Raw genomic sequence first — 22,731 nt, forward strand, 5'->3', positions numbered from 1 at the left:
GGAGCGCGTGAGAAGGGCGGGTGGGTGGGGGCAATCCGCGCGGAGCGCGGGCCCCTGCGGGGCCTGTTCGCGCTTCGCGCGGGTGGCCCCGCTTGCCCTGTCGCGCGCGGAGCGCGGGCCCCTGCGGGGCCTGTTCGCGCTTCGCGCGGGTGGCCCCGCTTGCCCTGTCGCGCGCGGAGCGCGCGCTGGCGGCCCCCTGCGTAAGCGCCGCGCCGCGGAGGCGTACCGTGGCGTGGGGGTGTGAGAGCGAGAGGGTGTCGTGAGCGGATTTCCGACGGTGCGGGCGCGACGGTTGCGTGGGACGGCGGCGATGCGGCGGATGGTGGCCGAGGTCAGGCCGCATCCGGCGGACCTGATCCTGCCGGCGTTCGTCAGGGAGGGCGTCGCCGAGCCGGTGCCCGTCGGTTCCATGCCGGGGGTCGTCCAGCACAGCCGGGACTCGCTCCGCAAGGCCGCCGTGGCGGCGGCCGAGGCGGGGGTGAGCGGGATCATGCTGTTCGGGGTGCCCGAGGAGGGCAAGAAGGACGCGGTCGGCACGCCGGGGACGGACCCCGACGGGATCCTGCAGGTCGCGCTGCGCGACGTGCGGGCCGAGGTCGGGGACGCGTTGGTGGTGATGTCGGACCTGTGCCTGGACGAGGTCACCGACCACGGCCACTGCGGCGTGCTGGACGCCGCGGGCAACGTGGACAACGACGCCACCCTGGAGCGGTACGCGGAGATGGCCGTCGTCCAGGCGTCCGCCGGCGCACACATGCTCGGGCCGAGCGGGATGATGGACGGCCAGGTGGGCCACGTCAGGGCGGCGCTCGACGCCGCCGGGTTCCAGGACGTGGGTCTGATGGCGTACACCGCGAAGTACGCGTCGGCGTTCTACGGCCCGTTCCGCGAGGCGGTGAACTCGTCGCTCGTCGGCGACCGCAGGACCTACCAGCAGGACGCGCCCAACGCCCGTGAGGCGCTGCGCGAGCTGGAGCTCGACCTGGCCGAGGGCGCGGACATCGTGATGGTGAAGCCGGGCCTGCCGTACCTGGACGTGCTGCGGGCGATCGCGGACGCGTCGCCGGTGCCGGTGGCGGCGTACCAGATCTCCGGCGAGTACGCGATGGTCGAGGCGGCCGCCGAGCGCGGCTGGATCGACCGGGAGCGGGCCATCGAGGAGACGCTGACCGCGTTCAGGCGGGCCGGGGCCGACCTGGTCCTGACCTACTGGGCGACGGAGTTCGCGGAGCGGCTGCGCTCCGGCACCTGACTCCGGCGTCGAAGACGGCGCCGGTCATCATGGAGGTGCCGCGTAGCGGCCAGAACGTGAGTGCACGAAACGCAGGAGGCGACGCACGTGTCCACCCCCAAGCCCACCGCCGTAGTCACCGGGGCGAGCAGCGGCATCGGGGCCGCCACCGCCCGGCAGCTGGCCGAGGCCGGCTACCGGGTGATCCTGGTGGCCCGCCGGCTCGACCGGATAGCGGCGCTGGCCGAGGAGCTCTCCAAGGCCGGCCACGAGGGCGTCGAGGCGCACCAGGTCGACGTCACGGACCGGGAGGCCGTCGATGCCTTCGCCGGCCTGCTCGACCGGTGTGACGTGCTGATCAACAACGCGGGCGGCGCGCTGGGCATGGACACGGTCGCGGAGGGCGACCCGGCCGACTGGCGGACGATGTACGAGGTCAACGTGCTGGGCGTGCTCAACATGACCCAGGCGCTGCTGCCCGCGCTCACCGCCTCCGGCGCCGGCACGGTGCTCGTGGTGTCCTCGACCGCCGGGCACGGCACCTACGAGCGCGGCGCAGGCTACGTGGCTGCCAAGCACGGCGCGCACGTGCTGGCCGAGACGCTGCGCCTGGAGATCGTCGGCACGCCGGTGCGGGTGATCGAGATCGCCCCCGGCATGGTGCGGACCGACGAGTTCTCGCTGACCCGCTTCCGGGGCGACGCGGCCGCCGCCGACAAGGTGTACGCGGGCGTCGCCGAGCCGCTGACCGCCGAGGACGTGGCCGACACCATCACCTGGGCGGTGACCAGGCCGCAGCACGTGAACATCGACCTGCTGGTGGTGCGGCCGCGCGCTCAGGCGTCCAACACCAAGGTCCACCGGGAGCTGTAGGGGTGGGTCGGCTGCGGTTCGGGAGCCCGGCGGAGGCCGACCTCGACGCGGCGCTCGCGGCGCGGATCGTGCCGGCGGCCGAGGCGTTCCTCGACGGCCCCGACACGGCCTACCCCGGCTTCGTGCTGCTCGCGGCCCGGCACGGGGTGGTCGTGGCGCACGAGGCGCGCGGCTTCGCGGTGCGGCACGGCGGGGAGTCGGTGCCGATGCGGCGGGACACGGTGTTCGACCTGGCGTCGCTGTCCAAGCTGTACACGGCCGTGGTGGTGGTGCGGCTCGCCGAGCGTGGGCTGCTCGACCTCGACGATCCGGTGGGGCGCTGGCTGCCGGTGTTCCGGGGCGCCGAGCCGACGGTGCGGCGGTTGCTCACCCACACGAGCGGGCTGCCGGCGTGGCTCGACCTGGAGCCGTACCAGGACGACGCGGCGCGGCTCGCGGTGATCGCGGCGCTCGATCCGGTGGGCCGGGGCGGGTACCGGTACTCGGACCTCGGCCTCATCGTGCTCGGCGCGCTCGCGGAGCGGGTGGCCGGGCGTGGACTCGACGCGCTGGTCGCGGAGTTGGTGACGGACCCGCTGGGGCTCGCCGACACCCGCTACAACCCGCCGGCGGCGTGGCGGGACCGGATCGCGGCCACCGAGTACCAGCCGTGGACCGGGCGGGGCATGGTGCGGGGCTCGGTGCACGACGAGAACGCCTACCGGATGGGCGGGGTGGCCGGGCACGCGGGCGTCTTCGCGACGGCGTGGGACGTGGCCGTACTGGCCCAGGCGGTGCTGGACGGCGGCGGGTACGGCGGGGCGCGGCTGCTGGGCGAGCGGTGGGTGCGGGAGATGCTGACCGACCACAACCGGGGGTTGGGCGACGGCGCCGCGCGGGGGCTCGGGTGGCAGCTGAACCAGCCGGGCTACATGGGGCGGTTGGCGTCGCCGACGGCGTTCGGCCACACGGGCTTCACGGGCACCAGCGTGGTCGCCGACGCGGCGACGGGGGTGCTGCTCGTGCTGCTCACCAACCGGGTGCACCCCGCGCGTGACCGGGGGCGGGACGGGGCGTACCGGCTGGCGCCGGCCGCCGCGTTGGCCGCGGCGGCCGGCCTGTAGCCGCGCGGCGGCCCGTGTTTCCGGCGCGTGGGCTGCTGCCCGAGCACTGGCGGGAGCGCGAGCGCCCTCCCCGCCCGAGGGGCGGGGAGGGCGATTGGGTGGGGGAGCCGTCAGCCGACCTGGAGGAGGGTCGTCGTCGTGCTCGTGCCCGCGTTGGTCACGGTGTTCGGCTCACCGGCCGCCACCAGCGCGTTCCGCACCTGCGCCGGCGTGGCCGACGGGTTCTCGGCCAGGTAGAGCGCCGCCGCGCCCGCGACGTGCGGCGTGGCCATCGAGGTGCCGGAGATGGTGTTGGTGGCGGTGTCGCTGGTGCGCCACGCCGAGGTGATGCTGGTGCCCGGGGCGTAGATGTCCACGACCGCGCCGATGTTGCTGAAGCTGGACCGGGCGTCGTTGCTGGCGCTGGACGCCACGGTGATGGCCTCGCTCACCCGCGCCGGCGAGTAGTTGCTGGCGTTGGCGCCGGAGTTGTTGCCGGCCGCGATGGCGTACGTGACGCCGGAGGCGATGGAGGCGCGGACCGCCGCGTCCAGGGTGGTGTCGACGCCGCCGCCGAGGCTCATGTTGGCGACGGACGGGCCGCTGTGGTTGGCGGTGACCCACTCGATGCCGCCGACGACCGAGGCGGTGGTGCCGCCGCCGGAGTTGTTCAGGACGCGGACGTTGACGATGCGCGCGTTCTTGGCGACGCCGTGGAGCGCGCCGGCCACCGTGCCGGCCACGTGGGTGCCGTGGCCGTGGCCGTCCGCGCCACCCTGGTTGAAGTAGTCGTAGCCGAAGGAGGCGCGGCCGCCGAAGGCGGTGTGCGTGGTGCGCACGCCGGTGTCGAGGATGTACGCGGTGACGCCCTGCCCGCCGTGGTCGGGGTAGGTGTACGAGTTGTTGAGCGGCAGGTCGGGCTGGTCGATCCGGTCGATACCCCAGGACGGCGGGTTCGGCTGGGTGGCGTTGATGCTGAACTTCTGGTTCTGCGTGATGGCCGCCACCGCCGGGTCGGCGGCGAGTTCGAGGGCCTCCTCCAGGGTGGCCTCGATGGCGTAGCCGTTGAGCGTCTCGGGGAACTCGTCGACGATCTCGGCGCCGTACGTGTCGACGAGGCGCTCGCCGCCGGCCGACTCCGCCTGCACGACGTTGTCCCGGAGCTGGACGATGTAGCTGTCGGCGACCGTGTTCGCGGCCTCCGCGTTGGGTATCAGCTCACGGATCTCGGCCAGGCTGGGTGCGCTGGGCGCCGCCTGGGCGGCGGTGGGCAGCAGCGTGCCGAGGCCGAGCGCCAGGCCCGCGGTGGCGGCCAGGACGACGGTGCGCCGGGAGCGGGTGGTGGGGGTCTTACGCGCCATCGAGGGGTCTCCTCCTCATTGGTGGTGCGCCGGTGTGGGGTGCGAAGGACGTCACGTGGCGTGCCCATGACATCTCGCACGCCGCGTCACACCCGTCAGTCCGAAAGATTCACCGATGCAGAGGAATCCGGCAAGGGCGCGTCCCCGCCGGACACCTGTTTGTCATGAGAATGTCACGCCGCCCGGGGGCGGCGTGACATCAGGACACGCGGCGACAAGTTGCCAGTTACAGGCGCTCGGGCGTGTGGATGCCCAGCAGCCCCATGCCCTCCCGCAGCGTGCGCGCCGTCAGCTCGCACAGGAAGAGCCGGTTGGCCACGATCGCCTGCTCGGGCGCGGCGAGCACCGGACACTGGTCGTAGAAGGTGGTGAACTGCGAGGCCAGACCGTAGAGATAGGCCGCCAGCTTGTGCGGCTCATAGCTCTCGGCCGCCGCGTCCACCGTCTCCCCGAACGCGTCCAGCTGGAGCCCGAGCGCCCGCTCGGCCGGCGCCAGCGACAGCTCCGGGTGGGCCGCCGCCGCCGGGGCGCCGCGCTCGGCCCCCCGGCGCAGGATGGACTGGATACGGGCGAAGGCGTACTGCAGGTAGACGCTGGTGTCGCCGTTGAGCGAGACCATCCGGTCCAGGTCGAAGACGTAGTCCCGGCTCCTGGAGGTCGACAGGTCCGCGTACTTGACGGCCCCGATGCCCACCTCCGTGGCCCGCTCGGCGACCTCGGCCGGCGACAGGTCGGGCGCCTTGGACGCCACCACCTCGGCCGCCCGCTCGACCGCCTCGTCCAGCAGGTCCATCAGCCGCACCGTCTCGCCGGACCGGGTCTTGAACGGCTTGCCGTCCTTGCCGAGCACCGTGCCGAACGGCAGGTGGTGCGCCACCCCGTCCGGCAGCCAGCCCGCCCGCCGCGCCGTCTCGAAGACCATCCTGAAGTGCAGCGCCTGCCGCGCGTCCACCACGTAGAGCAGGGTGTCCGCGTGCAGCGAGCCCACCCGGTTCCGGATCGCCGCCAGGTCGGTGGCCGCGTAGCCGAAGCCGCCGTCCGCCTTGCGCACGATCAGCGGCACCGGCCGGTCGTCCGGGCCCTTGATGTCGTCGAAGAACACGCACAGCGCGCCGTCCGACCTGACCGCGACCCCGGACTCCTCCAACTCCCGCGACAGCGCCTCGAGGTCGTCGTTGTAGGCGGACTCGCCCACCAGGTCGTCATCGGTCAGCAGCACGTCGAGCCGCGCGTAGATCGCGTTGAAGTAGATCTTGGACTCGTCCACGATCCGCTGCCACAGCGCCAGCGTCTCGGGGCCGCCGGCCTGCAGCTCGACCACCCGGCGCCGCGCCCGCTCCTTGAACTCCGGGTCGGAGTCGAAGACCGCCCGCGAGTCCCGGTAGAGCCGGTTGAGCCGCGACATGGCGGCGCCGCCGCTCTCCTCGCCGTCCTGGTGGTCCAACTCGTGCGGGTGCTCGATCAGGTACTGGGTCAGCATCCCGAACTGGGTGCCCCAGTCGCCCACGTGGTTGCGCCGGATCACCTTCTCGCCGCGGAACTCCAGGATCCGCGTCAGCGCGTCCCCGATCACCGTGGACCGCAGGTGGCCGACGTGCATCTCCTTGGCCACGTTCGGCTGCGAGTAGTCGATGACGACGGTGCCCGGCCGCTCGGCGACCGGCACCCCGAGCCGCTCGTCGGCGGCGCGCGCCGCCAGCGTCCGCACGATGGCCTCGTCGGAGACCGTGATGTTGAGGAAGCCGGGACCCGACACCTCGACGTCGGCGATCAGCCCCTCCGTCGCGACCTCGCCCACCACCCGGCCGGCGAGCTCCCGCGGGTTGCCCTTGAGCCGCTTCGCCAGCGCCAGCATCCCGTTGGCCTGGAGGTCGGCCCGATCACTGCGTCGCAGCAGCGGGTCCGCGCCGGCGGCCTCGGGGAGGGCGGCGGCGAGGGCGTCGGAGATGCGCTGCCTGACGGCTTCGGTGATGGAGGGAACCGGGCTCATGCTGGCCAGTATTTCACGGGGGCGCCACCCGTTTTCCGGGTGGAACAATGGGGCGAGACACCGATCCACACCCCACATCAGAGGAAGTGCGCAGCCGTGGCCCAGACCACCCAGGAGACCGCCGACTGGGTCTCCCGACTCGCGGACGACGTCATCGCCGAGGCGGAGCGCCGTGCCCCGGGGAAACCGGTCGTCTGCGCCTCCGGGATCAGCCCCTCGGGCCCCATCCACCTGGGCAACCTGCGCGAGATCATGGTGCCGCACCTGGTCGCCGACGAGATCAAGCGGCGCGGCGTCGAATGCGTCCACCTGCTGTCGTTCGACGACTACGACCGCTTCCGCCGGGTGCCGGGCGGCATCGGCGTCCCCGAGTCGTGGAGCGAACACATCGGCAAGCCGCTGACCTCCGTGCCGCCGCCGCCCGGCAGCCCGTACGCCAGCTGGGCCGAGCACTTCAAGGCGCCGCTGCTGGCCGCCATGGCCGAGCTCGGCGTCGAGGTGCGCGCCATCTCCCAGACCGAGCAGTACACGGCGGGCGTCTACCGCGACCAGATCCTCTTCGCGATGCGGGAGCGCCGCCGGATCGACGCCGTCCTCGGCAGGTACCGCACCAAGCAGGCCGAGTCCGAGGTCGTGGATGGGGCCGTCGACGAGGGCGTCGAGCAGAGCTCGGGCGCCGCCACCGAGGACGACGGCAGCGAGGGCAGCGGCGACTACTACCCGTACAAGCCGTACTGCGTGGTGTGCGAGCGCGACACCACCACGGTGACGGCGTACGACGACGAGACCACCGAGCTCGCCTACACCTGCGCGTGCGGCCACGCCGAGACCGTGAAGCTGACCGAGCACCGGCGCGGCAAGCTGGTGTGGAAGGTCGACTGGCCGATGCGGTGGGCCTACGAGGGCGTGATCTTCGAGCCGTCCGGCGTGGACCACCACTCGCCGGGATCCTCGTGGGTGGTCGGCGGGCAGCTGGTGAAGGAGATCTTCGGCGGCGTCCAGCCGATCGGCCCGATGTACGCCTTCGTCGGCATCACCGGCATGTCGAAGATGTCCAGCTCGCGCGGCGGCGTGCCGATCGCGGCCGACGCGCTGGAGATCATGGAGGCGCCGCTGCTGCGCTGGCTGTACGCGCGGCGCAAGCCCAACCAGTCGTTCAAGATCGCCTTCGACGCGGAGATCCTGCGCACCTACGACGAGTGGGACGCGTTGGCCCGCAAGGTCGCCTCCGGCGCCGCCCAGCCGGCGGACGCCGCGGCCTACCTGCGCGCCACCACCACCGCCACCGGTGAACTGCCGGCCACGCCGCGCCCGCTCCCGTACCGCACGCTGACCTCGGTCCTCGACATCACCACCGGGGACGAGGAGCAGACGCTCCGCATCCTGACCGACCTCGACCCGGAGCAGCCGGTCCGCTCGCTCGACGAGACCCGGCCCCGCCTCGACAAGGCGGCCAGCTGGGTGGCCACCCAGATGCCGGCCGAGAGCCGCACCCGGGTCCGCACCGAGCCGGACGCCGAGCTGCTGGCCTCGCTCGACGAGCGGCAGCGCGAGTCGCTCGCCCTGCTGCGGGACGGCCTGGCCGACCACTGGTCGCTGGAAGGGCTGACGACGCTGGTGTACGGCGTCCCGAAGCTCCAGGCGGGGCTGCCGGCCGACGCCAAGCCCACGCCAGAACTGAAGCTGGCCCAGCGGGAGTTCTTCGTCCTCGTCTACCGCCTGCTGGTGAGCGGCGACACCGGGCCGCGGCTCCCCACGCTGCTCCTCGCGGTCGGCGCTGACCGGGTGCGGGCGCTGCTGGGCGGCTGACGGCGGCCGGCCGCCGGCCGGGCACGCCGTCCCGACGTGCCCGGCCGGCGGGCGGTGGGCCGGCGGTGTCGGGACGGGGGCCGGAGGCGGCCGTGGAGCCGCGACCGCCCGCGGAGTGACTACCCGGCGGCGAGCCGGGTGGTGAGGCGGGCCCGGGCCTCCGGCCACTCCTCGGCGACGATCGAGAAGTACACGGTGTCCCGCCAACTCCCGTCCGGCCGCTGGACGTGCCGGCGCAGCACGCCCTCCCTTCGCGCGCCGAGCCGCGCTATCGCCGCCTGCGAGCGGTGGTTGAGGTGGTCGGTCTTCAACTGCACCCGGCCCATGCCGAGTTCGTCGAAGGCGTGGCTGAGCAGCAGCAGCTTGGTCTCGGTGTTGACGGCGGTGCGCCAGTAGCCCGGGCCGTACCAGGTGTAGCCGATCTCCAGCCGCTCGTTGTCGGCGTCGATGTCCATGAACGCGGTCCAGCCGACCGCCCGGCCGTCGGTCCTGTGGACGACGGCGAACGGCACCCGCCGGCCGCGCTCGCCCTCCGCCAGCAGGTCGGCGAGCGCCCGACCGAGCTCCTCACGGGTGCGGGGGGCCGGCCTCGGCACCCAGCGCCAGACCTCCTCGGCGCAGCCGCCGGCCGCGAAGAGGTCGTCCAGGTGGTCGGGGGCAAGCGGCTCTAGGCGGACGTGCTTGCCGGTGAGGACGGTGGGGCGCGGCATCAGGGCGGACATGGCGGTGACGCTAACCCGGTACTGCACTAGAAGCAACCCCTCTTTGCGCTAGTGCGAACCTGGACGGGGGGTTGCCAGATGCGGGATACTGGGCGGTGCGGGGCGAAGAAGAAGGAGTCGTAGTGGAGTTCGTGCTCTTCATGACGCTGCCCGGGCTGGTGATCGGGCTGATCGCCCTGGCCTTCGTCGACCGCTTCGTGATGGTCAGGCTCGGCAGGTCACGCGGCCGCGTCTCGGCGACCGGCTTCGAGATGCTGCACGCCAGCCTGCTGCCGGGCAAGGAGCACGAGCTCGCGCAGCGCGAGGTGATGACCCTGCTGCGGGACGAGGAGGGCGACGCCGCGCCGCCCCGCTCCCGGGTCGACCTGACCGGCGGCACGGCGGTGATCCGGCTGCCGGACGACGGCGCCTGACGCTCAGACCCCGGTGCCCATCTCGGCGCCGTAGCGCTCCCGGAAGCCGCGGGTGAACTCGCGGAGGTAGGGCTCGCTGAGCAGCGCGCCGTCCGCGTCCGTGATGCCCTGGCGCTCGTGCAGGAACCTGGAGAGCTGGCGGGCGTTGGGGAACACGCCCTGCTCCTGGACGTACAGGCGGTAGGCGGCGTAGAAGGTCTCGCTGCGCGCCGCGCCCTCGGGATCGTCGGCGGGCGAGGGGGCCGGCTCCTCGGGGACCGTCGAGCCGCCGAGCGGGCGGCGACGGTCGCCGGCCCCGACCGGCACCGACACCCCGGACGAAGGCTCGATGTCGATCTCAACCTCGGGCTCGACGTCGGGGGTCGGCTGGTTGGCCACCCACCAGGCCTCCTCCTCCGCGAACCGGTCCCGCGGGCCGGCGTTCGCCGCCGCGGCGGCGGGGGTGGCCGGGGCGCCGGCTGGCTGTCCGATCCGTGCGTCGTTCGGGCTGGCGGGTCGTCCGTCGCCGAGGGGGGCGGCGTCGGCACCGACGTTGGGCGGCTGCCCGCCCCACGCGCCATTGGCACCCTCGGGTTGTCCGTTGCCGGCCGGACCGGCACTGGCCGGCTGTCCGGCCCACGGGCCGTTGGCGGCGTCCGGCTGGCCGTTGCCGGCTGGGCCGGCGTTCACGGTGGCCCGCCCGGCTGTGCCGGTGGGTGGCTGTCCGGCCCACGCGCCGTTCATGCCCTCGGGCCGTCCGTCGCCGGTGGGGCCGGCGTTCGCGACCGCCGGCCCGGCCGCACCGACCTCGGCTGGCCGTCCGGCCCAGGGGCCGTTCGCGCCGTTCGCGCCGTTCACACCGGGCCGTTGTCCGTTGCCGGCCGGGCCGGCGTTCCCACCGGCCGAGGTCGCCGGTCCGCCGGGCCAACCACCGTTGACCACCGCCACGCCGCCGCCGGCGACCGGCAGGGCGGTCGCCGGCTCGGCCCCCTGCAAAGGGACCCCGTACCGCGCCAGCTTCAGCGGCATCAGCGCCTCGACCGGCGCCCTGCGCCGCCAGGCGCGCCCGTAGTCGGCGCGCAGTCGCGTCTGGTAGACGAGGCGATCCCGCTCCATGGCGATGACCTCCTCGTACGACCGCAGCTCCCACAGCTTCATCCGCCGCCACAGCCGGAAGGTGGGGATGGGGGACAGCACCCACCGCCACATCCGCACCCCTTCCATGTGCTTGTCGGCGGTGATGTCGGCCACCCGGCCGATCGCGTGGCGCGCGGCCTCGATCGTGATGATGAACAGCACCGGGATGATGCCGTGCATGCCGACCGCGAGCGGGTCACCCCAGGCCGAGGCGGCGTTGAAGGCGATCGTGGCGGCCGTCAGCAGCCAGGCGGTCTGCCGCAGCAGCGGGAAGGGGATGCGCAGCCAGGTCAGCAGCAGGTCGAGGGCGAGCAGCACCACGATGCCGGCGTCCACGCCGATCGGGAAGAAGGGGGAGAAGGCGCCGAAGCCCTTCTCCTCGGCCAGCTCCTTCACCGCCGTGTACGAGCCGACGAAGCCGATGGCCGCGATGAGCACGGCCCCGGTCAGGATGATGCCGACCAGTATGCGGTGCGGGCGTGTCAGCTTGATCGCGGCCACGCGAGAACCCTCCCCCGGTCATGACAAGGTCAGGGGACAGACTCGCACACGCGTCAAGTCACGTGTTCGATCAGGGGTTGGCGTCCGAACGTCACTCGTCGGCCGGGGCGTCCTCGGCCGGCGCGTCCTCCTCGGCCTCGCCGCCGGCGGCCTCCGCCGAGGCGTCGACGGCGGCCGCGGCCTCGCGGGCCGCGGTCTCGGCGGCCTCCCGGACCGAGTCGGCGGACGGCATGTCGTCGCCCTCGAAGCCGGCGCCCGAGTAGTCGAGGGTGAGGACCACGTTGCCGACGCGGGAGACGACCCGCTGCTGGCGGTAGTCCTGCTCGTCGTCCTCGCCGTCGCCGGTCTTGGTGACGGAGTAGGCGACGGAGGTGGCGGCGTCGCCCGTCTCGGCCAGTTCGGCGGACTCGACGTCGCGGTTGGCGTCGTCGCCGGTGATCTCGTCGACCATCTGCTGGAGGTACTCGGTGGCGCGCTCGTCGCCGCTGCCGAGGGAGAGGTCGGAGTCGAAGCGGCGCAGCGCGACCGTCAGGGAGCGGAACTGGAAGTCGTCGAGGCCGCTCCACAGGCAGGCGGCCGAGGTGGAGGTGTCGGAGGAGCTGAGGGTCTCGCCGGTCTCGGGGTCGGCCTGCGGGACCACCTCGCCGACGGTGTCCTGGCTGATCGTCTCGCACGGCTCGGGCAGGCCCTCGAAGCGGACCGGCTCGGGGGTGGGGGCGACGCTCTGCGGCTCGTTGTCCTGCGTGGCGTCGTCGGAGGAGTCGGACGACGAGGAACAACCGGTGACCAGCAGCACGGGCAGTGCGGCCAGCGCCAGCGCGCGAACGGCGAGTCGCGAGGCGGGTCGTCGCGAGGCGGTACGGTCCATGGTTACTTCGCTCCAGTTGTCTCGGCCGAGCCGTTGCGAGCACACGGTACGCCGAGGCGTCCGCGGCGCGCCCGAAACGCGCTCAGCCGTCGAAACCACCCGCGAGCCGCTGGGCCACGCCCTGCGCCTGCTGCTGGAGCAGCGCGTTGTCCGGCGCGCCGCCCGCGCCGGTGGTCGACACGGTGTAGTTCACGGTGACGATAACGTTCGCGGTCCGAAACGCCACCTCCACATCCCGACGGTTCTCCGCGTTGTCGCTGGTCAGCGTGGAATCGATGAACGCGACGTGACCAATGCCATCGAGCAGCCGGGCCGCGAGGGGGTCGGCGGGGGACTGTGGGCTGGTCACGGAGACGCCGGCGTCGGCAGCGTGGGCCTCGAAGTCGATCTCGGCCTGGTCGTCGTCGCTGATGTCCGGGGTGTAGGAGACGATGCGCCGGAAGTCGATGTCGAGTCGTTGCGAATCGTTCGCGGTCGCGTGGTGCCAGACGCAGCCGACCCGGCGCCCGGTGTCGAAGGTGGGCTGGGGCTGGCCGGCGTAGACCTCGTCGTCGGCCTCGGGCAGCAGCTCGCGCAGGGTCTCGACGGGCACCGAGCCGCAGGGCTCGGGCAGCACGGAGAACCGGCCGGGCTGCGGCTGCCGCGCGCCGACGGTGCCGGCGGTGTCGCCGGGGCCCGAGGCGTCGTCCGTGCCGAGGCCGGCCTCGCACGCGCCGGCGATGCCGAGGACGGCCACGGCCGCCAGCGTGGCGGCGACGGCTCGCCTGATCTTCGCGGTGCGGATTGTCGCGGCGCGCTGCACCGGGTCGCCCTCCCTCTGTCGAACCGGCCACCATCCGGCCGGTCAACCTCATGTGGACCGGCGGGGGGAACATGTCTACCCCATGGGTGGCGTGAAAGGCCAGGTGAGCCAGTCGCTGGCCGCGGGGCCGCCGCCTTCCGAACGGTCTCGTCTACCTGACGCGCGCGGGGGCGCCAGGGTTCCGGACGGCCGCACGCCGGAAGGTGGCACACCCGCCGCCCTGGGTGAGCGGTGAGCCCGGTGGCCGCCGTGGCGGGACGCCGGCCGGCCGTGCCGCACCCACGGACGTGGATGAGGCACGGCCGTCCGGCGCGGTTCCGCCGCCGGGCCCCGGCTCACCCGGTGGTGAGCTCGGGCGACGGCTCGGGTGCCCGCGTGGCGGCGGCGGCCGAAGCGCCAGCGCTACGGCGGGGAAGGAAGCCGGCGAGGACGAAGGCCAGCAGGGCCGCGCCCGCGCCGATGCCCATGACGACCCGGAAGCCGTTCTCGGACGGCAGCGGGAAGCCGCCGAAGCTGGTGGTCAGCTGAGCCAGGACGACGCCGGCGACCGCGCTGGCGACCGAGGTGCCGATGGACCGCATCAGCGTGTTGAGGCTGTTGGCGGCGGCCGTCTCGGAGGCCGGCACGGCGCCCATGATCAGCGCGGGCATCGCGCCGTAGGCGAAGCCGACGCCGGCGCCGATGACGCAGGAGGCCAGGACGAGGTGCCAGATCTCGGACATCAGCAGGATGTTCAGGCCGTAGCCGGCGGCGACGATCACCGCGCCGACCATCAGGGTCACCTTCGGCCCCCTGGCCTTGGAGATGGCGGCGGACAGCGGCGCCATGGCCATCATCACCAGGCCCTGCGGGGCCATGACCAGGCCGACGGTCAGCATCGAGCGGCCGAGGCCGTAGCCGGTCTCCTCGGGCAGCTGGATGAGCCGGGGCAGCACCAGGGACATGGCGAACATCGAGAAGCCGAAGGCGACCGAGGCGAGGTTGGTGAACAGCACCTGGCGGCGCGCGGTGGCGCGCAGGTCGACCAGCGGCTGCTCGGTCCGCAGCTCCCACCAGCCCCAGGCCAGCACGAAGACGACGGCCGCGGCGCCGAGGCCGAGGGTGGTGGCGCTGGTCCAGCCCCAGTCGGCGCCCTTGGAGACGGCCAGCAGCAGCGAGACGAGCGCGGCCGACAGGCCCAGGGAGCCGACCAGGTCGAACCGGCCGCCGGTGCGGGCCGGTGAGGCGGGCACGATCAGCGGGACGAGCACGAGGGCGACGGCGCCGAGCGCGGCGGAGGTCCAGAAGAGGACGTGCCAGTCGAAGTTGTCGGCGATGAAGGCGGCGGCGGGCAGGCCGAGGGCGCCGCCGACGCCGAGCGAGGCGCTCATCAGCGCGGTGGCGCCGGCGAGCCGGTCGCCGGGGAGCTCGTCCCGCATGACGCTGATGCCGAGCGGGACGACGGCGGCCGCGAGGCCCTGGAGGACGCGGCCGGCGATCATCGGCACCAGGGAGTCGCTGAGGGCGCAGACGACCGAGCCGGCCACCAGCAGGACGAGGCTGGTCAGCAGCATCCTGCGCTTGCCGTACATGTCGCCGAGCCGGCCGACCACCGGGGTGGCGACGGCGGCGGCGAGGAGGGTGGCGGTGACCGCCCAGGCGGCGTCGGAGGCCGAGGCGTCGAGGAGCCGGGGGAGCTCGGGGACGATCGGGATGACCAGGGTCTGCATCGTGGACACCACGATCCCGGCGAGGGCCAGGACCGCCACGACGGCGTTCGAGGACCTCGGCCGTGCGGAGGCTCCTGCTCCGGTGGCCGGGGCGGGGGAGTGGGACATGGGAGGGGGCCTCCGTCGGGGGCGAGGGGTGGGACTACCCACAGGATCACCGCAGGGTTACTTAACTTACGCAACCATAATCCTGTTGTTTGACTCAGGCAAGTTCCTCTGGTGGGGTGGTCAGCTGTGAGTCCCGTCACACGACGCCCAGGAGGCCAGAGCCCATGACCACCACCGTGCGCGGCACGTCCGTCGACGTGCCCACCCCCGACGGTGCCGCCGACGCCTATCTCGCCCACCCCGACGACGACGCCCCGCACCCCGCGGTGCTTCTCTACATGGACGCCTTCGGGCTGCGCCCGCACCTGCGGGCGATGGCCGACCGGCTCGCCGCCGCCGGGCACACCGTGCTGGTGCCCAACGTCTTCCACCGCGCCGGGCGGGCACCGGTCGTCGACCTGCCCGAGTTCATCGACCCGGCCGCCCGTCCCGGGATCCTGGAGGCCATCGGGCCGGCCGCGCGGACCCTGACCCCCGAGGCGGCCGTGCGGGACGCCGGCGCCTACCTGGACTGGCTGGCCGGCTCACCGCTGACCACCGGCGGGCCCGCGGGTGTTGTCGGCTACTGCATGGGCGCGGGGCTCGCCCTGCGCACCGCGGGCAGTCACCCCGAGCGGGTCGCCGCCGCGGCCGGCTTCCACGGCGCGCATCTGGCGACCGAGGCCCCCGACAGCCCTCACCTGCTGGCGGGCCGGATCACCGCCGAGCTCTACTTCGGCCACGCCGACCAGGACGCGACCAACCCCCCGGAGATGATCGACCGCCTCGACCAGGCGCTCACCGCCGCCGGCGTGCGCCACCGCGCCGAGGTCTACGCCGGCGCGCACCACGGATTCACCCAGGCCGACACCGCCGCGTACGACGCGGCAGCGGCCGAGCGCCACTGGGCGGCGCTGCTCGACCTGTTCGCCCGCACCCTCCGCTGAGGGGCCGGGTCCGGGCCCGGCCTACGGCCAGACCAGGCAGTACGGCTGGTGGCCCGCCTCGTGGAGCCGGCGGGAGAAGTCCTGCCACTCGCTGAGCAGCCGGTAGACGCCGAAGGCGTCGCTCGGGCCGCTGCGGTCGGGCACGGTGGACCAGATGAACGCGGCGGCGCCCACCGTCTCGTCGCCGACGCCGCGCAGCGGGTCGACCACGGTCGTGGGCAGCTTGACCACCGCGTAGTCGGGGTGGAGGACCACCAGTTCGAGCGGCGGCACCCGGTGCAGGGGTATGCCCTCGATGCCGGTGAGGACCATGGCGGCCATCGTCTCCGGCTTGATCCTGGTGAACATGCCCTGGCCGAGCTCGTCCCCGCCGAGTTCCTCGGGCCGCATCGACAGCGGCACCCGGGCCGCCGTGGCGCCGTCGGGGGCGCCGAAGTACTTGTAGGTTACGGCCATCCGGTTGCCCCGGTCGCCGAGCTCGAAGTCGGCGCCGGCCCCGCCCTCCAGATCGCGGCGGTGACGCCCGCGCCGGGCGCGGGCACGCGGACCCGCGGCCTCCGGCCCCAGATCCCCGGTTCCCTCGCCCACTCCGCCACCGCGCTGCATGTCACCACCTGCACTTATCGCGACCCCCGCCGCGCAACCCGATCATCGTTTCAGAGACCTCCCCCGTCAGGCGTCGGCGAAACGCCCCGACACCGAGCTGAAAGGGCTCTGTCACCATGTACACCATGGATCGCGTGACCTCATCCTATTCAGCGGAATCCGCGCAATCGGTGGCGCCAGTCTCCCAGACGCTGTTCACTCGTGCCGCCGCGGTGACCCCAGGCGGCGTGAACTCGCCCGTGCGCGCCTTCGGCGCGGTCGGCGGCACCCCCCGCTTCATGGTGTCGGGCGCCGGTCCGTACCTCACCGACGCCGACGGCCGGGAGTACGTGGACCTCGTCTGCTCCTGGGGCCCGGTGATCCTCGGCCACTCCCACCCGGGGGTGCTCGAGGCCGTGCGGGCCGCCGTCGAGCGTGGCACCTCCTTCGGCACGCCCACGCCGGGCGAGGTCGAGCTGGCCGAGGAGATCGTCTCCCGGGTGGCGCCCGTGGAGCGGGTGCGTCTCGTCTCCTCCGGCACCGAGGCGACGATGTCCGCGATCCGGCTGGCCCGCGGCTTCACCGGGCGCGCCAAGGTGATCAAGTTCGCCGGCTGCTACCACGGGCACGTGGACGCCCTGTTGGCCGCGGCCGGCTCCGGCGTCGCCACCTTCGGGCTGCCCGACACCCCGGGCGTCACCGGCGCCCAGGCCGGCGAGACCGTGGTCCTGCCCTACAACGACCTGGCCGCCGTGCGCGCCGCGTTCGAGGCGAACCCCGGCGAGATCGCCTGCGTCATCACCGAGGCCGTGCCCGGCAACATGGGCGTCGTGCCGCCCCGCCCCGGCTTCAACCAGGGCCTGAAGGACCTGTGCGCCGAGCACGGGGCGCTGCTGATCTCCGACGAGGTCATGACCGGGTTCCGGATCAGCGGCGCCGGCTGGTTCGGCGTCGAGGGCGTGGTGCCCGACCTGATCACCTTCGGCAAGGTGATGGGCGGCGGCTTCCCGGCCGCGGCCTTCGGCGGCCGGGCCGACGTGATGGACCGGCTCGCCCCCGCCGGGCCCGTCTACCAGGCCGGCACGCTCTCGGGCAACCCGGTGGCCACCGCCGCCGGCCTCGCCCAGCTGCGGCTGCTCGACGCCGCCGCCTACGCCAGGCTCGACGCCACCTCGGCCGAGCTGCGCGGCCTGGCCAGCGAGGCGCTGGCCAAGGAGGGCGTGGCACACACCGTCTCGGCCGCCGGCAACATGTTCTCGATCTTCTTCACGGCCGACGAGGTCACCGACTTCGCCGGCGCCAAGCGGCAGGACACCTTCCGCTACACCGCCTTCTTCCACGCCATGCTGGAGCGCGGCGTCTACCTGCCGCCCTCCGCGTTCGAGGCGTGGTTCGTGTCCACCGCGCACGACGAGCGCGCCCTGGAGCGGATCGCCGCCGCGCTGCCGGAGGCGGCCCGCGCCGCCGCGGCGGCGGAGGCGACGACGGCCTAGCGGCCCGCCGGCGGCACCGGGCGCGGACCCCGACAAGACCACCGAGTAGGCCAGAAGCGAAGAGAGAGCGATGAGTGACAGCAGCGAGCGGACCGTCGTCCACGTGATGCGGCACGGCGAGGTGGACAACCCCACCGGCGTGCTCTACGGGCGGCTGCCGGACTTCCATCTCTCGCCGCTCGGCCGTGAGATGGCCGAGCGGGTCGCCGCGCACCTCGGCGGCAACGACGTCGTCCACGTCGTCGCCTCGCCGCTGGAGCGCGCCCAGGAGACCGCCGCCCCCATCGCCAAGGCGCACGGACTCGACGTGGCCACCGACGGCCGGCTGATCGAGGCGGCCAACGTCTTCCAGGGCCGCGCCTTCGGCGTCGGCGACGGCGCGCTGCGCCGGCCGGGCAACTGGCGGCACCTGCGCAACCCCTTCCGGCCCTCCTGGGGCGAGCCGTACGTGGACCAGGTCGTGCGGATGAAGGGCGCGATCGACGCGGCGCGCGACGCGGCCCGCGGCCACGAGGCGGTCGTCGTCAGCCACCAGCTGCCGATCTGGATCCTGCGCAGCTACGTCGAGCGCCGCAGGCTGTGGCACGACCCGCGCAGCCGGCAGTGCACGCTGGCCTCGTTGACCAGCTTCACCTACCGGGGTGACGAGATCGTCGCCGTCACCTACACCGAGCCGGCCCGCGACCTGCTCCCCGAGCATCTCCGTGCCGGAGCCAGGCCGGTCAAGGGCAAGTCCCCCGGATTCGGCGCGTAGTCGCTCCTGGGCCGAGAGCCGGCGGCGCGCGCCTGAACTGGCGTTTCGCCGCAGCTGGGGGGCGCCGAAGATCCTCAAAAGGCGCATGGGAAACTTTTCACATGATCCAGAACCGGGCTTTCGGCAGGGTCGCCAGAGGGGCCGCGGCCGCGCTCGCCGGGGTGCTGTTCCTCGGCGCCTGCGGCGGCGAGGAGAACGGCGGCTCCACCTCTGGGGACGGTACCAACTACGTCGAGGGCACCGGGGAGATCACCCAGGTCGCGGTCGCGGAGCGGGACCAGGCGCCCGACCTGGTCGGCGAGAACCTGGAGGGCGAGGAGCTGCGCCTGGCCGACTACCGCGGCCAGGTCGTGGTGCTCAACGTGTGGGGCTCCTGGTGCGCGCCGTGCCGGGCCGAGGCCCCGCACCTGGTCGCCGCCGCCGAGGAGACCGCCGACCAGGGGGTGGCGTTCCTCGGCCTCAACACCCGGGACCTGACCACGGACAACGCGCTGGCCTTCGAGCGCAGGTACGAGGTCGACTACCCCAGCTTCTACGACCCCAACGGCCGGCTGATCGGCGAGTTCCCCAACGGCACGCTGAACCCGCAGTTCATCCCGAGCACGTTGATCATCGACCGGGAGGGCCGGATCGCCGCCCGGGCGCTCACCGCCCTCAGCAAGGACCAGCTGCTCGCGGCGCTCGAACCCGTGATCGCCGAAGAGTGAGCCGAGTGATCAGCACATGAACGCAAACGAGACGGTACTGAACGGCGCGCTGCTGCTGGCCCTGCCGGTGGCGGTGTTCGGCGGTCTTGTGTCGTTCTTCTCGCCCTGCGTGCTGCCCCTGGTGCCCGGCTACCTCTCCTACGTCACCGGGGTCGGCGGCGCCGACCTCAAGGACGCCCGGCGCGGCCGGATGTTCCTCGGCGCGCTGTTCTTCGTCCTCGGTTTCGCCGCCGTCTTCGTCTCCGGCGGCGCGCTCTTCGGCAGCGTCGGGGCCAACCTGATCACCCACCGCGAGGTCCTGAACAAGGTCTTCGGGGCGCTGATCGTGCTGTTCGGCCTCGTCTTCCTCGGCTTCATGCCCAGGCTCACCCAGCGGGAGTTCCGGCTGCACACCAGGCCGGGCGTCGGCCTCGCCGGCGCGCCGCTGCTCGGCGTGGTCTTCGGTATCGGCTGGACGCCCTGCCTCGGCCCCACGCTGGCCGCCGTGCAGACCCTCGCGATGGGCCAGGCCACCGCGGCCCGTGGCGCGCTGCTGACCTTCGCCTACTGTCTCGGCCTCGGCCTGCCGTTCATCGTCGCGGCGCTCGCCTTCCGGCGGGCGCTCGGCGCCTTCGGCTGGGTCAAGCGCCACTACGCCTGGGTGATGCGGCTCGGCGGGGCCATGCTCATCGTCACCGGCGTGCTGCTGTTCACCGGCGTCTGGGACCGCATGATCTACGAGATGCAGGTCTGGTCCGCCGACTTCGAGGTTTGGATCTGACACCCCATGGCCAAAGAGACAGCCAACGAGGCGGCCGACGAGACGGCCGACGAGGCCGCCGCCACCGGCGGGCTCTCCACCGCGCCCGTCGAGGAACGGGAGGCCACCGCCGTCACCGGCTCGTTCGGCGGCGTCCGCGAGCCGGGCGCGCGCGGCCACCTCGCCTGGCTCGGGCGGGAACTGCTCGGCTGGGCGCGGTGGTTCTGGCGCCAGCTGACGTCCATGCGGGTCGCGCTCATCCTGCTGTTCCTGCTGGCGCTCGCCGCGATCCCCGGCTCGATGATCCCGCAGAACAACGCCAGCCCGACGACCGTGCAGGACTTCCAGGAGCGCAACCCGGGGCTCTCGTCGTTCTACGACCGGCTCCAGCTCTTCGACGTCTACTCCTCGGTCTGGTTCTCGGCGATCTACCTGCTGCTGTTCGTCTCGCTGGTCGGCTGCATCATCCCGCGCTCCTGGCAGTTCGTCGGCCAGCTGCGCGGCCGCCCGCCGCGCGCCCCGCGCCGGCTCGACCGGATGCCGGCGTACACCACCTGGCGCACCGAGACCGAGCCGGCCGAGGTGCTGGACGCGGCGCACCGGCAGCTGCGGCGCCGCCGCTTCCGCGTCGACCGGCGCGAGGACGTCCAGCCTGGCCGGGCCCACGTGGCGGCCGAGAAGGGCTATCTGCGGGAGGTCGGCAACCTGGTCTTCCACCTCTCGCTCGTCGTACTGCTGATCGCCTTCGCCGCCGGCCGCCTCTACTACGCCGAGGGCGGCAAGCTGGTCGTCGAGGGCTACGACTTCACCAACAACCTCACCCAGTACGACGACTTCTCCTCAGGACCGTTCTACGACACCGACAACCTGGGGAACTTCAGCTTCACGCTGGACGAGTTCCACGCCGAGTTCACCCGTTCGGGACCCGACCTCGGCACCCCGTCCCGCTTCGACGCCGACGTCACCTACCGCACCGAGGACGGCACCGAGCGCTCCACCACGATCCAGGTCAACGAGCCGCTCGGCATCGGCGACGAGCGGGTGCGGCTGCTCGGCCACGGCTTCGCGCCGGTCGTGCGGATCACCGACGGCGAGGGCAACACGGCGTTCAGCGGCCCGGTGCCGTTCATCCCGCAGGACCAGGCGCTCACCTCGGTCGGCGTCATCAAGGTCACCGACTACGTGGGTCCTGACGGCCAGCCGACCCAGCTGGGCTTCCAGGGCTTCTTCAGCCCCACGTACAACATCGACGAGGTCCGCGGCCCGCACTCGACCTTCCCCGACCCGGACGACCCGGTGCTCACCCTCACCGGCTACCGCGGCGACCTGGGCATCGACTCGGGGCTGCCGCAGAACGTCTACCAGCTCGACACCACCGACATGGAGCAGATGGTCGACGCGGAGACCGGCGACGTCTTCCGGTTCGACCTGCGGCCCGGCGAGTCCGTCGAACTCCCCGACGACGGCGGCACCCTGGAGTTCCAGGGCTTCGAGCGGTGGGCCACCTTCCAGATCTCCACCCGCGCCGGGAACGGCTGGGCGCTCGGCGGCTCGCTCGCCGCCATCGCGGGGCTCGCCGCCTCGCTGATGCTCCAGCGCCGCCGGGTCTGGGTGCGCGCCTACCGTCACGAGGGCGGTCACACCGTCGTCGAGATGGCCTCCCTCGGCCGCACCGAGTCGGGCCGGATCCCCGAGGAGCTGGCCTCCCTCGCCGCGGCCCTGGAGCCGGCGGCGCCGATGCTGCCCGCCGAGCCCGAAGAGGGCCCCGGGTCTGATAGCCCTGACCCATCCGCTGAAGAGTCCGCTGCCGAAGGAGCACGCTCATGACGCTCGCCGCAGACGAGGGCCTGGCCGATTTCAGCAACCTGCTGATCTACACGGCGATGGCCGTCTACGCGCTGACGTTCGTCGCCTACACCGCCGAGTGGATCTTCGGCAGCCGCAGCAGGGTGGCCCGGACGGCCGCCGCGCTCGCCGGCGACGAGGCCGCCGAGCGGGCCCCGGTGCCGGCCCAGCGGCCCGCCGTCACGGTCCGCAAGGGCGGCACCACCTCCGTCCTGGAGCGGCCCACGGTCGTCACCCGCTCGTCCTCGCCCGAGCGTGACGCCGTCCCGGACGGCCCGGGCGCCGCCGGCGACGACGAGCGCGGTGACACGTTCGGGCGGATCGCGGTCTCGCTCACCACGCTCGCGTTCCTGCTGCACCTCGGCGGCGTCGTGGCCCGCACCATCGCCGTCGGGCGTGGGCCGTGGGGCAACATGTACGAGTTCTCCACCGCCTTCTCGATGGTCGCGGTCGCCAGCTACCTCGGCTTCCTGGTCTTCGGCAAGAACATCCGCTGGCTCGGCCTGCCGCTGGTCACCACCGTGCTGCTCGACCTCGGCCTCGCGGTGACCGTGCTCTACAACGACTCGACGCAGCTGGTGCCGGCGCTCGACTCGATCTGGATGTGGATCCACGTGCCGCTGGCGATCATCTGCGGCGCGCTGATGTACGTCGGCGCGGTGGCGTCCGTGCTCTTCCTGTTCCGCGACCGCTACGAGGCCAAGCTCCTCGCCGGCGGGCAGCCGGGCCGCTTCGCCACCTCGGTGCTGGAGCGGCTGCCGTCCTCCACCACGCTGGACCGCTTCTCCTACCGGATCAACGCGGCGGTCTTCCCGTTCTGGACCTTCACCATCGTGGCCGGCGCCATCTGGGCCGAGAACGCGTGGGGCCGCTACTGGGGGTGGGACCCGAAGGAGACCTGGGCGTTCATCACCTGGCTCGTGTACGCCATCTACCTGCACGCCCGCTCCACGGCCGGCTGGAAGGGCCGCAGGACCGCCTACCTGTGCATCGCGGGCCTGGTCTGCTTCCTGATCAACTACTACGGCGTCAACATCTTCTTCGACAGCCTGCACGGCTACGGCGGCGTCTGAGCCGTCCACCTCGGACACGGAAAC

At 73.1% G+C, this 22,731-nt stretch carries 20 protein-coding genes; 12 read left to right on the top strand and 8 right to left on the bottom strand.

What is annotated here, in order from left to right:
- Positions 1–259 precede the first annotated feature (259 nt).
- The 3 genes from hemB (at position 260) to ACFWI8_RS25940 (ending at position 3,207) form a co-directional block, all read left to right on the top strand.
- The gene (gene hemB / locus ACFWI8_RS25930; RefSeq protein ID WP_387095973.1) at positions 260–1,252 is read left to right on the top strand and encodes a porphobilinogen synthase; all 993 of its coding nucleotides are present in this window, start codon (positions 260–262) and stop codon (positions 1,250–1,252) included.
- An 87-nt stretch (positions 1,253–1,339) separates the two neighbouring features.
- Positions 1,340–2,104, top strand: coding sequence for an SDR family NAD(P)-dependent oxidoreductase (locus ACFWI8_RS25935; RefSeq protein WP_387095976.1), 765 nt, complete (start codon positions 1,340–1,342; stop codon positions 2,102–2,104).
- Positions 2,105–2,106: 2 nt separating this feature from the next.
- A complete protein-coding gene (locus ACFWI8_RS25940; protein WP_387095979.1) occupies positions 2,107–3,207 on the top strand; it encodes a serine hydrolase domain-containing protein in 1,101 nt (366 codons plus the stop codon).
- A gap of 110 nt (positions 3,208–3,317) precedes the next feature.
- Here ACFWI8_RS25940 and ACFWI8_RS25945 read toward each other — a convergent pair whose 3' ends face one another.
- Positions 3,318–4,547: a S8 family peptidase gene (locus ACFWI8_RS25945; protein ID WP_387095982.1), complete on the bottom strand. Its 1,230-nt coding sequence runs from the start codon at positions 4,545–4,547 to the stop codon at positions 3,318–3,320.
- A 226-nt stretch (positions 4,548–4,773) separates the two neighbouring features.
- Positions 4,774–6,537 carry an arginine--tRNA ligase gene (gene argS, locus ACFWI8_RS25950; RefSeq protein ID WP_387095985.1) on the bottom strand — a complete coding sequence of 588 codons (1,764 nt, stop codon included), beginning with the start codon at positions 6,535–6,537 and terminating at the stop codon, positions 4,774–4,776.
- Between the two features lie 96 nt (positions 6,538–6,633).
- Between argS and lysS the strand changes: the two genes are divergently transcribed.
- Positions 6,634–8,346, top strand: coding sequence for a lysine--tRNA ligase (gene lysS, locus ACFWI8_RS25955; protein WP_387095987.1), 1,713 nt, complete (start codon positions 6,634–6,636; stop codon positions 8,344–8,346).
- Positions 8,347–8,465: 119 nt separating this feature from the next.
- Here lysS and ACFWI8_RS25960 read toward each other — a convergent pair whose 3' ends face one another.
- Positions 8,466–9,068: a GNAT family N-acetyltransferase gene (locus tag ACFWI8_RS25960; protein WP_387095990.1), complete on the bottom strand. Its 603-nt coding sequence runs from the start codon at positions 9,066–9,068 to the stop codon at positions 8,466–8,468.
- A 122-nt stretch (positions 9,069–9,190) separates the two neighbouring features.
- Here ACFWI8_RS25960 and ACFWI8_RS25965 point away from each other — a divergent pair, with 122 nt between their 5' ends.
- Positions 9,191–9,481 carry a DUF6191 domain-containing protein gene (locus ACFWI8_RS25965; protein WP_387095993.1) on the top strand — a complete coding sequence of 97 codons (291 nt, stop codon included), beginning with the start codon at positions 9,191–9,193 and terminating at the stop codon, positions 9,479–9,481.
- Positions 9,482–9,484: 3 nt separating this feature from the next.
- Here ACFWI8_RS25965 and ACFWI8_RS25970 read toward each other — a convergent pair whose 3' ends face one another.
- From ACFWI8_RS25970 to ACFWI8_RS25985, 4 genes are all read right to left on the bottom strand, one after another.
- Positions 9,485–11,098: a DUF2637 domain-containing protein gene (locus ACFWI8_RS25970; RefSeq protein ID WP_387095996.1), complete on the bottom strand. Its 1,614-nt coding sequence runs from the start codon at positions 11,096–11,098 to the stop codon at positions 9,485–9,487.
- 91 nt (positions 11,099–11,189) lie between these two features.
- A complete protein-coding gene (locus tag ACFWI8_RS25975; RefSeq protein ID WP_387095999.1) occupies positions 11,190–11,966 on the bottom strand; it encodes a DUF3558 domain-containing protein in 777 nt (258 codons plus the stop codon).
- Positions 11,967–12,048: 82 nt separating this feature from the next.
- Positions 12,049–12,768 carry a hypothetical protein gene (locus ACFWI8_RS25980; RefSeq protein WP_387096002.1) on the bottom strand — a complete coding sequence of 240 codons (720 nt, stop codon included), beginning with the start codon at positions 12,766–12,768 and terminating at the stop codon, positions 12,049–12,051.
- A 335-nt stretch (positions 12,769–13,103) separates the two neighbouring features.
- A complete protein-coding gene (locus tag ACFWI8_RS25985; protein WP_387096005.1) occupies positions 13,104–14,585 on the bottom strand; it encodes an MFS transporter in 1,482 nt (493 codons plus the stop codon).
- Between the two features lie 164 nt (positions 14,586–14,749).
- Between ACFWI8_RS25985 and ACFWI8_RS25990 the strand changes: the two genes are divergently transcribed.
- Positions 14,750–15,511, top strand: a complete 762-nt coding sequence (locus ACFWI8_RS25990; protein WP_387096007.1) for a dienelactone hydrolase family protein — start codon at positions 14,750–14,752, stop codon at positions 15,509–15,511.
- A gap of 21 nt (positions 15,512–15,532) precedes the next feature.
- On the opposite strand, the gene ACFWI8_RS25995 is transcribed toward ACFWI8_RS25990, so the two are convergent.
- The gene (locus tag ACFWI8_RS25995; protein ID WP_387096009.1) at positions 15,533–16,117 is read right to left on the bottom strand and encodes a hypothetical protein; all 585 of its coding nucleotides are present in this window, start codon (positions 16,115–16,117) and stop codon (positions 15,533–15,535) included.
- 125 nt (positions 16,118–16,242) lie between these two features.
- Here ACFWI8_RS25995 and hemL point away from each other — a divergent pair, with 125 nt between their 5' ends.
- The 6 genes from hemL to ccsB all read left to right on the top strand — a co-directional run bounded on the left by hemL (position 16,243) and on the right by ccsB (position 22,707).
- Complete coding sequence (gene hemL / locus ACFWI8_RS26000) at positions 16,243–17,589, top strand: glutamate-1-semialdehyde 2,1-aminomutase (RefSeq protein ID WP_387096011.1); 1,347 nt, start codon at positions 16,243–16,245, stop codon at positions 17,587–17,589.
- A gap of 70 nt (positions 17,590–17,659) precedes the next feature.
- The gene (locus ACFWI8_RS26005; protein WP_387096013.1) at positions 17,660–18,343 is read left to right on the top strand and encodes a histidine phosphatase family protein; all 684 of its coding nucleotides are present in this window, start codon (positions 17,660–17,662) and stop codon (positions 18,341–18,343) included.
- A 101-nt stretch (positions 18,344–18,444) separates the two neighbouring features.
- Positions 18,445–19,050, top strand: coding sequence for a TlpA family protein disulfide reductase (locus tag ACFWI8_RS26010; RefSeq protein WP_387096016.1), 606 nt, complete (start codon positions 18,445–18,447; stop codon positions 19,048–19,050).
- Between the two features lie 16 nt (positions 19,051–19,066).
- Positions 19,067–19,810: a cytochrome c biogenesis CcdA family protein gene (locus ACFWI8_RS26015; protein WP_387096019.1), complete on the top strand. Its 744-nt coding sequence runs from the start codon at positions 19,067–19,069 to the stop codon at positions 19,808–19,810.
- Between the two features lie 6 nt (positions 19,811–19,816).
- A complete protein-coding gene (locus tag ACFWI8_RS26020) occupies positions 19,817–21,616 on the top strand; it encodes a cytochrome c biogenesis protein ResB (protein WP_387096022.1) in 1,800 nt (599 codons plus the stop codon).
- Positions 21,613–22,707, top strand: coding sequence for a c-type cytochrome biogenesis protein CcsB (ccsB, locus tag ACFWI8_RS26025; protein ID WP_387096024.1), 1,095 nt, complete (start codon positions 21,613–21,615; stop codon positions 22,705–22,707). The genes ACFWI8_RS26020 and ccsB overlap by 4 nt, the downstream gene beginning before the upstream one ends.
- Positions 22,708–22,731: the final 24 nt, after the last annotated feature.

This window comes from Streptomyces sp. NPDC127098, assembly GCF_042722465.1.
GTDB classification, from domain to species: Bacteria; Actinomycetota; Actinomycetes; order Streptomycetales; family Streptomycetaceae; genus Streptomyces; species Streptomyces millisiae.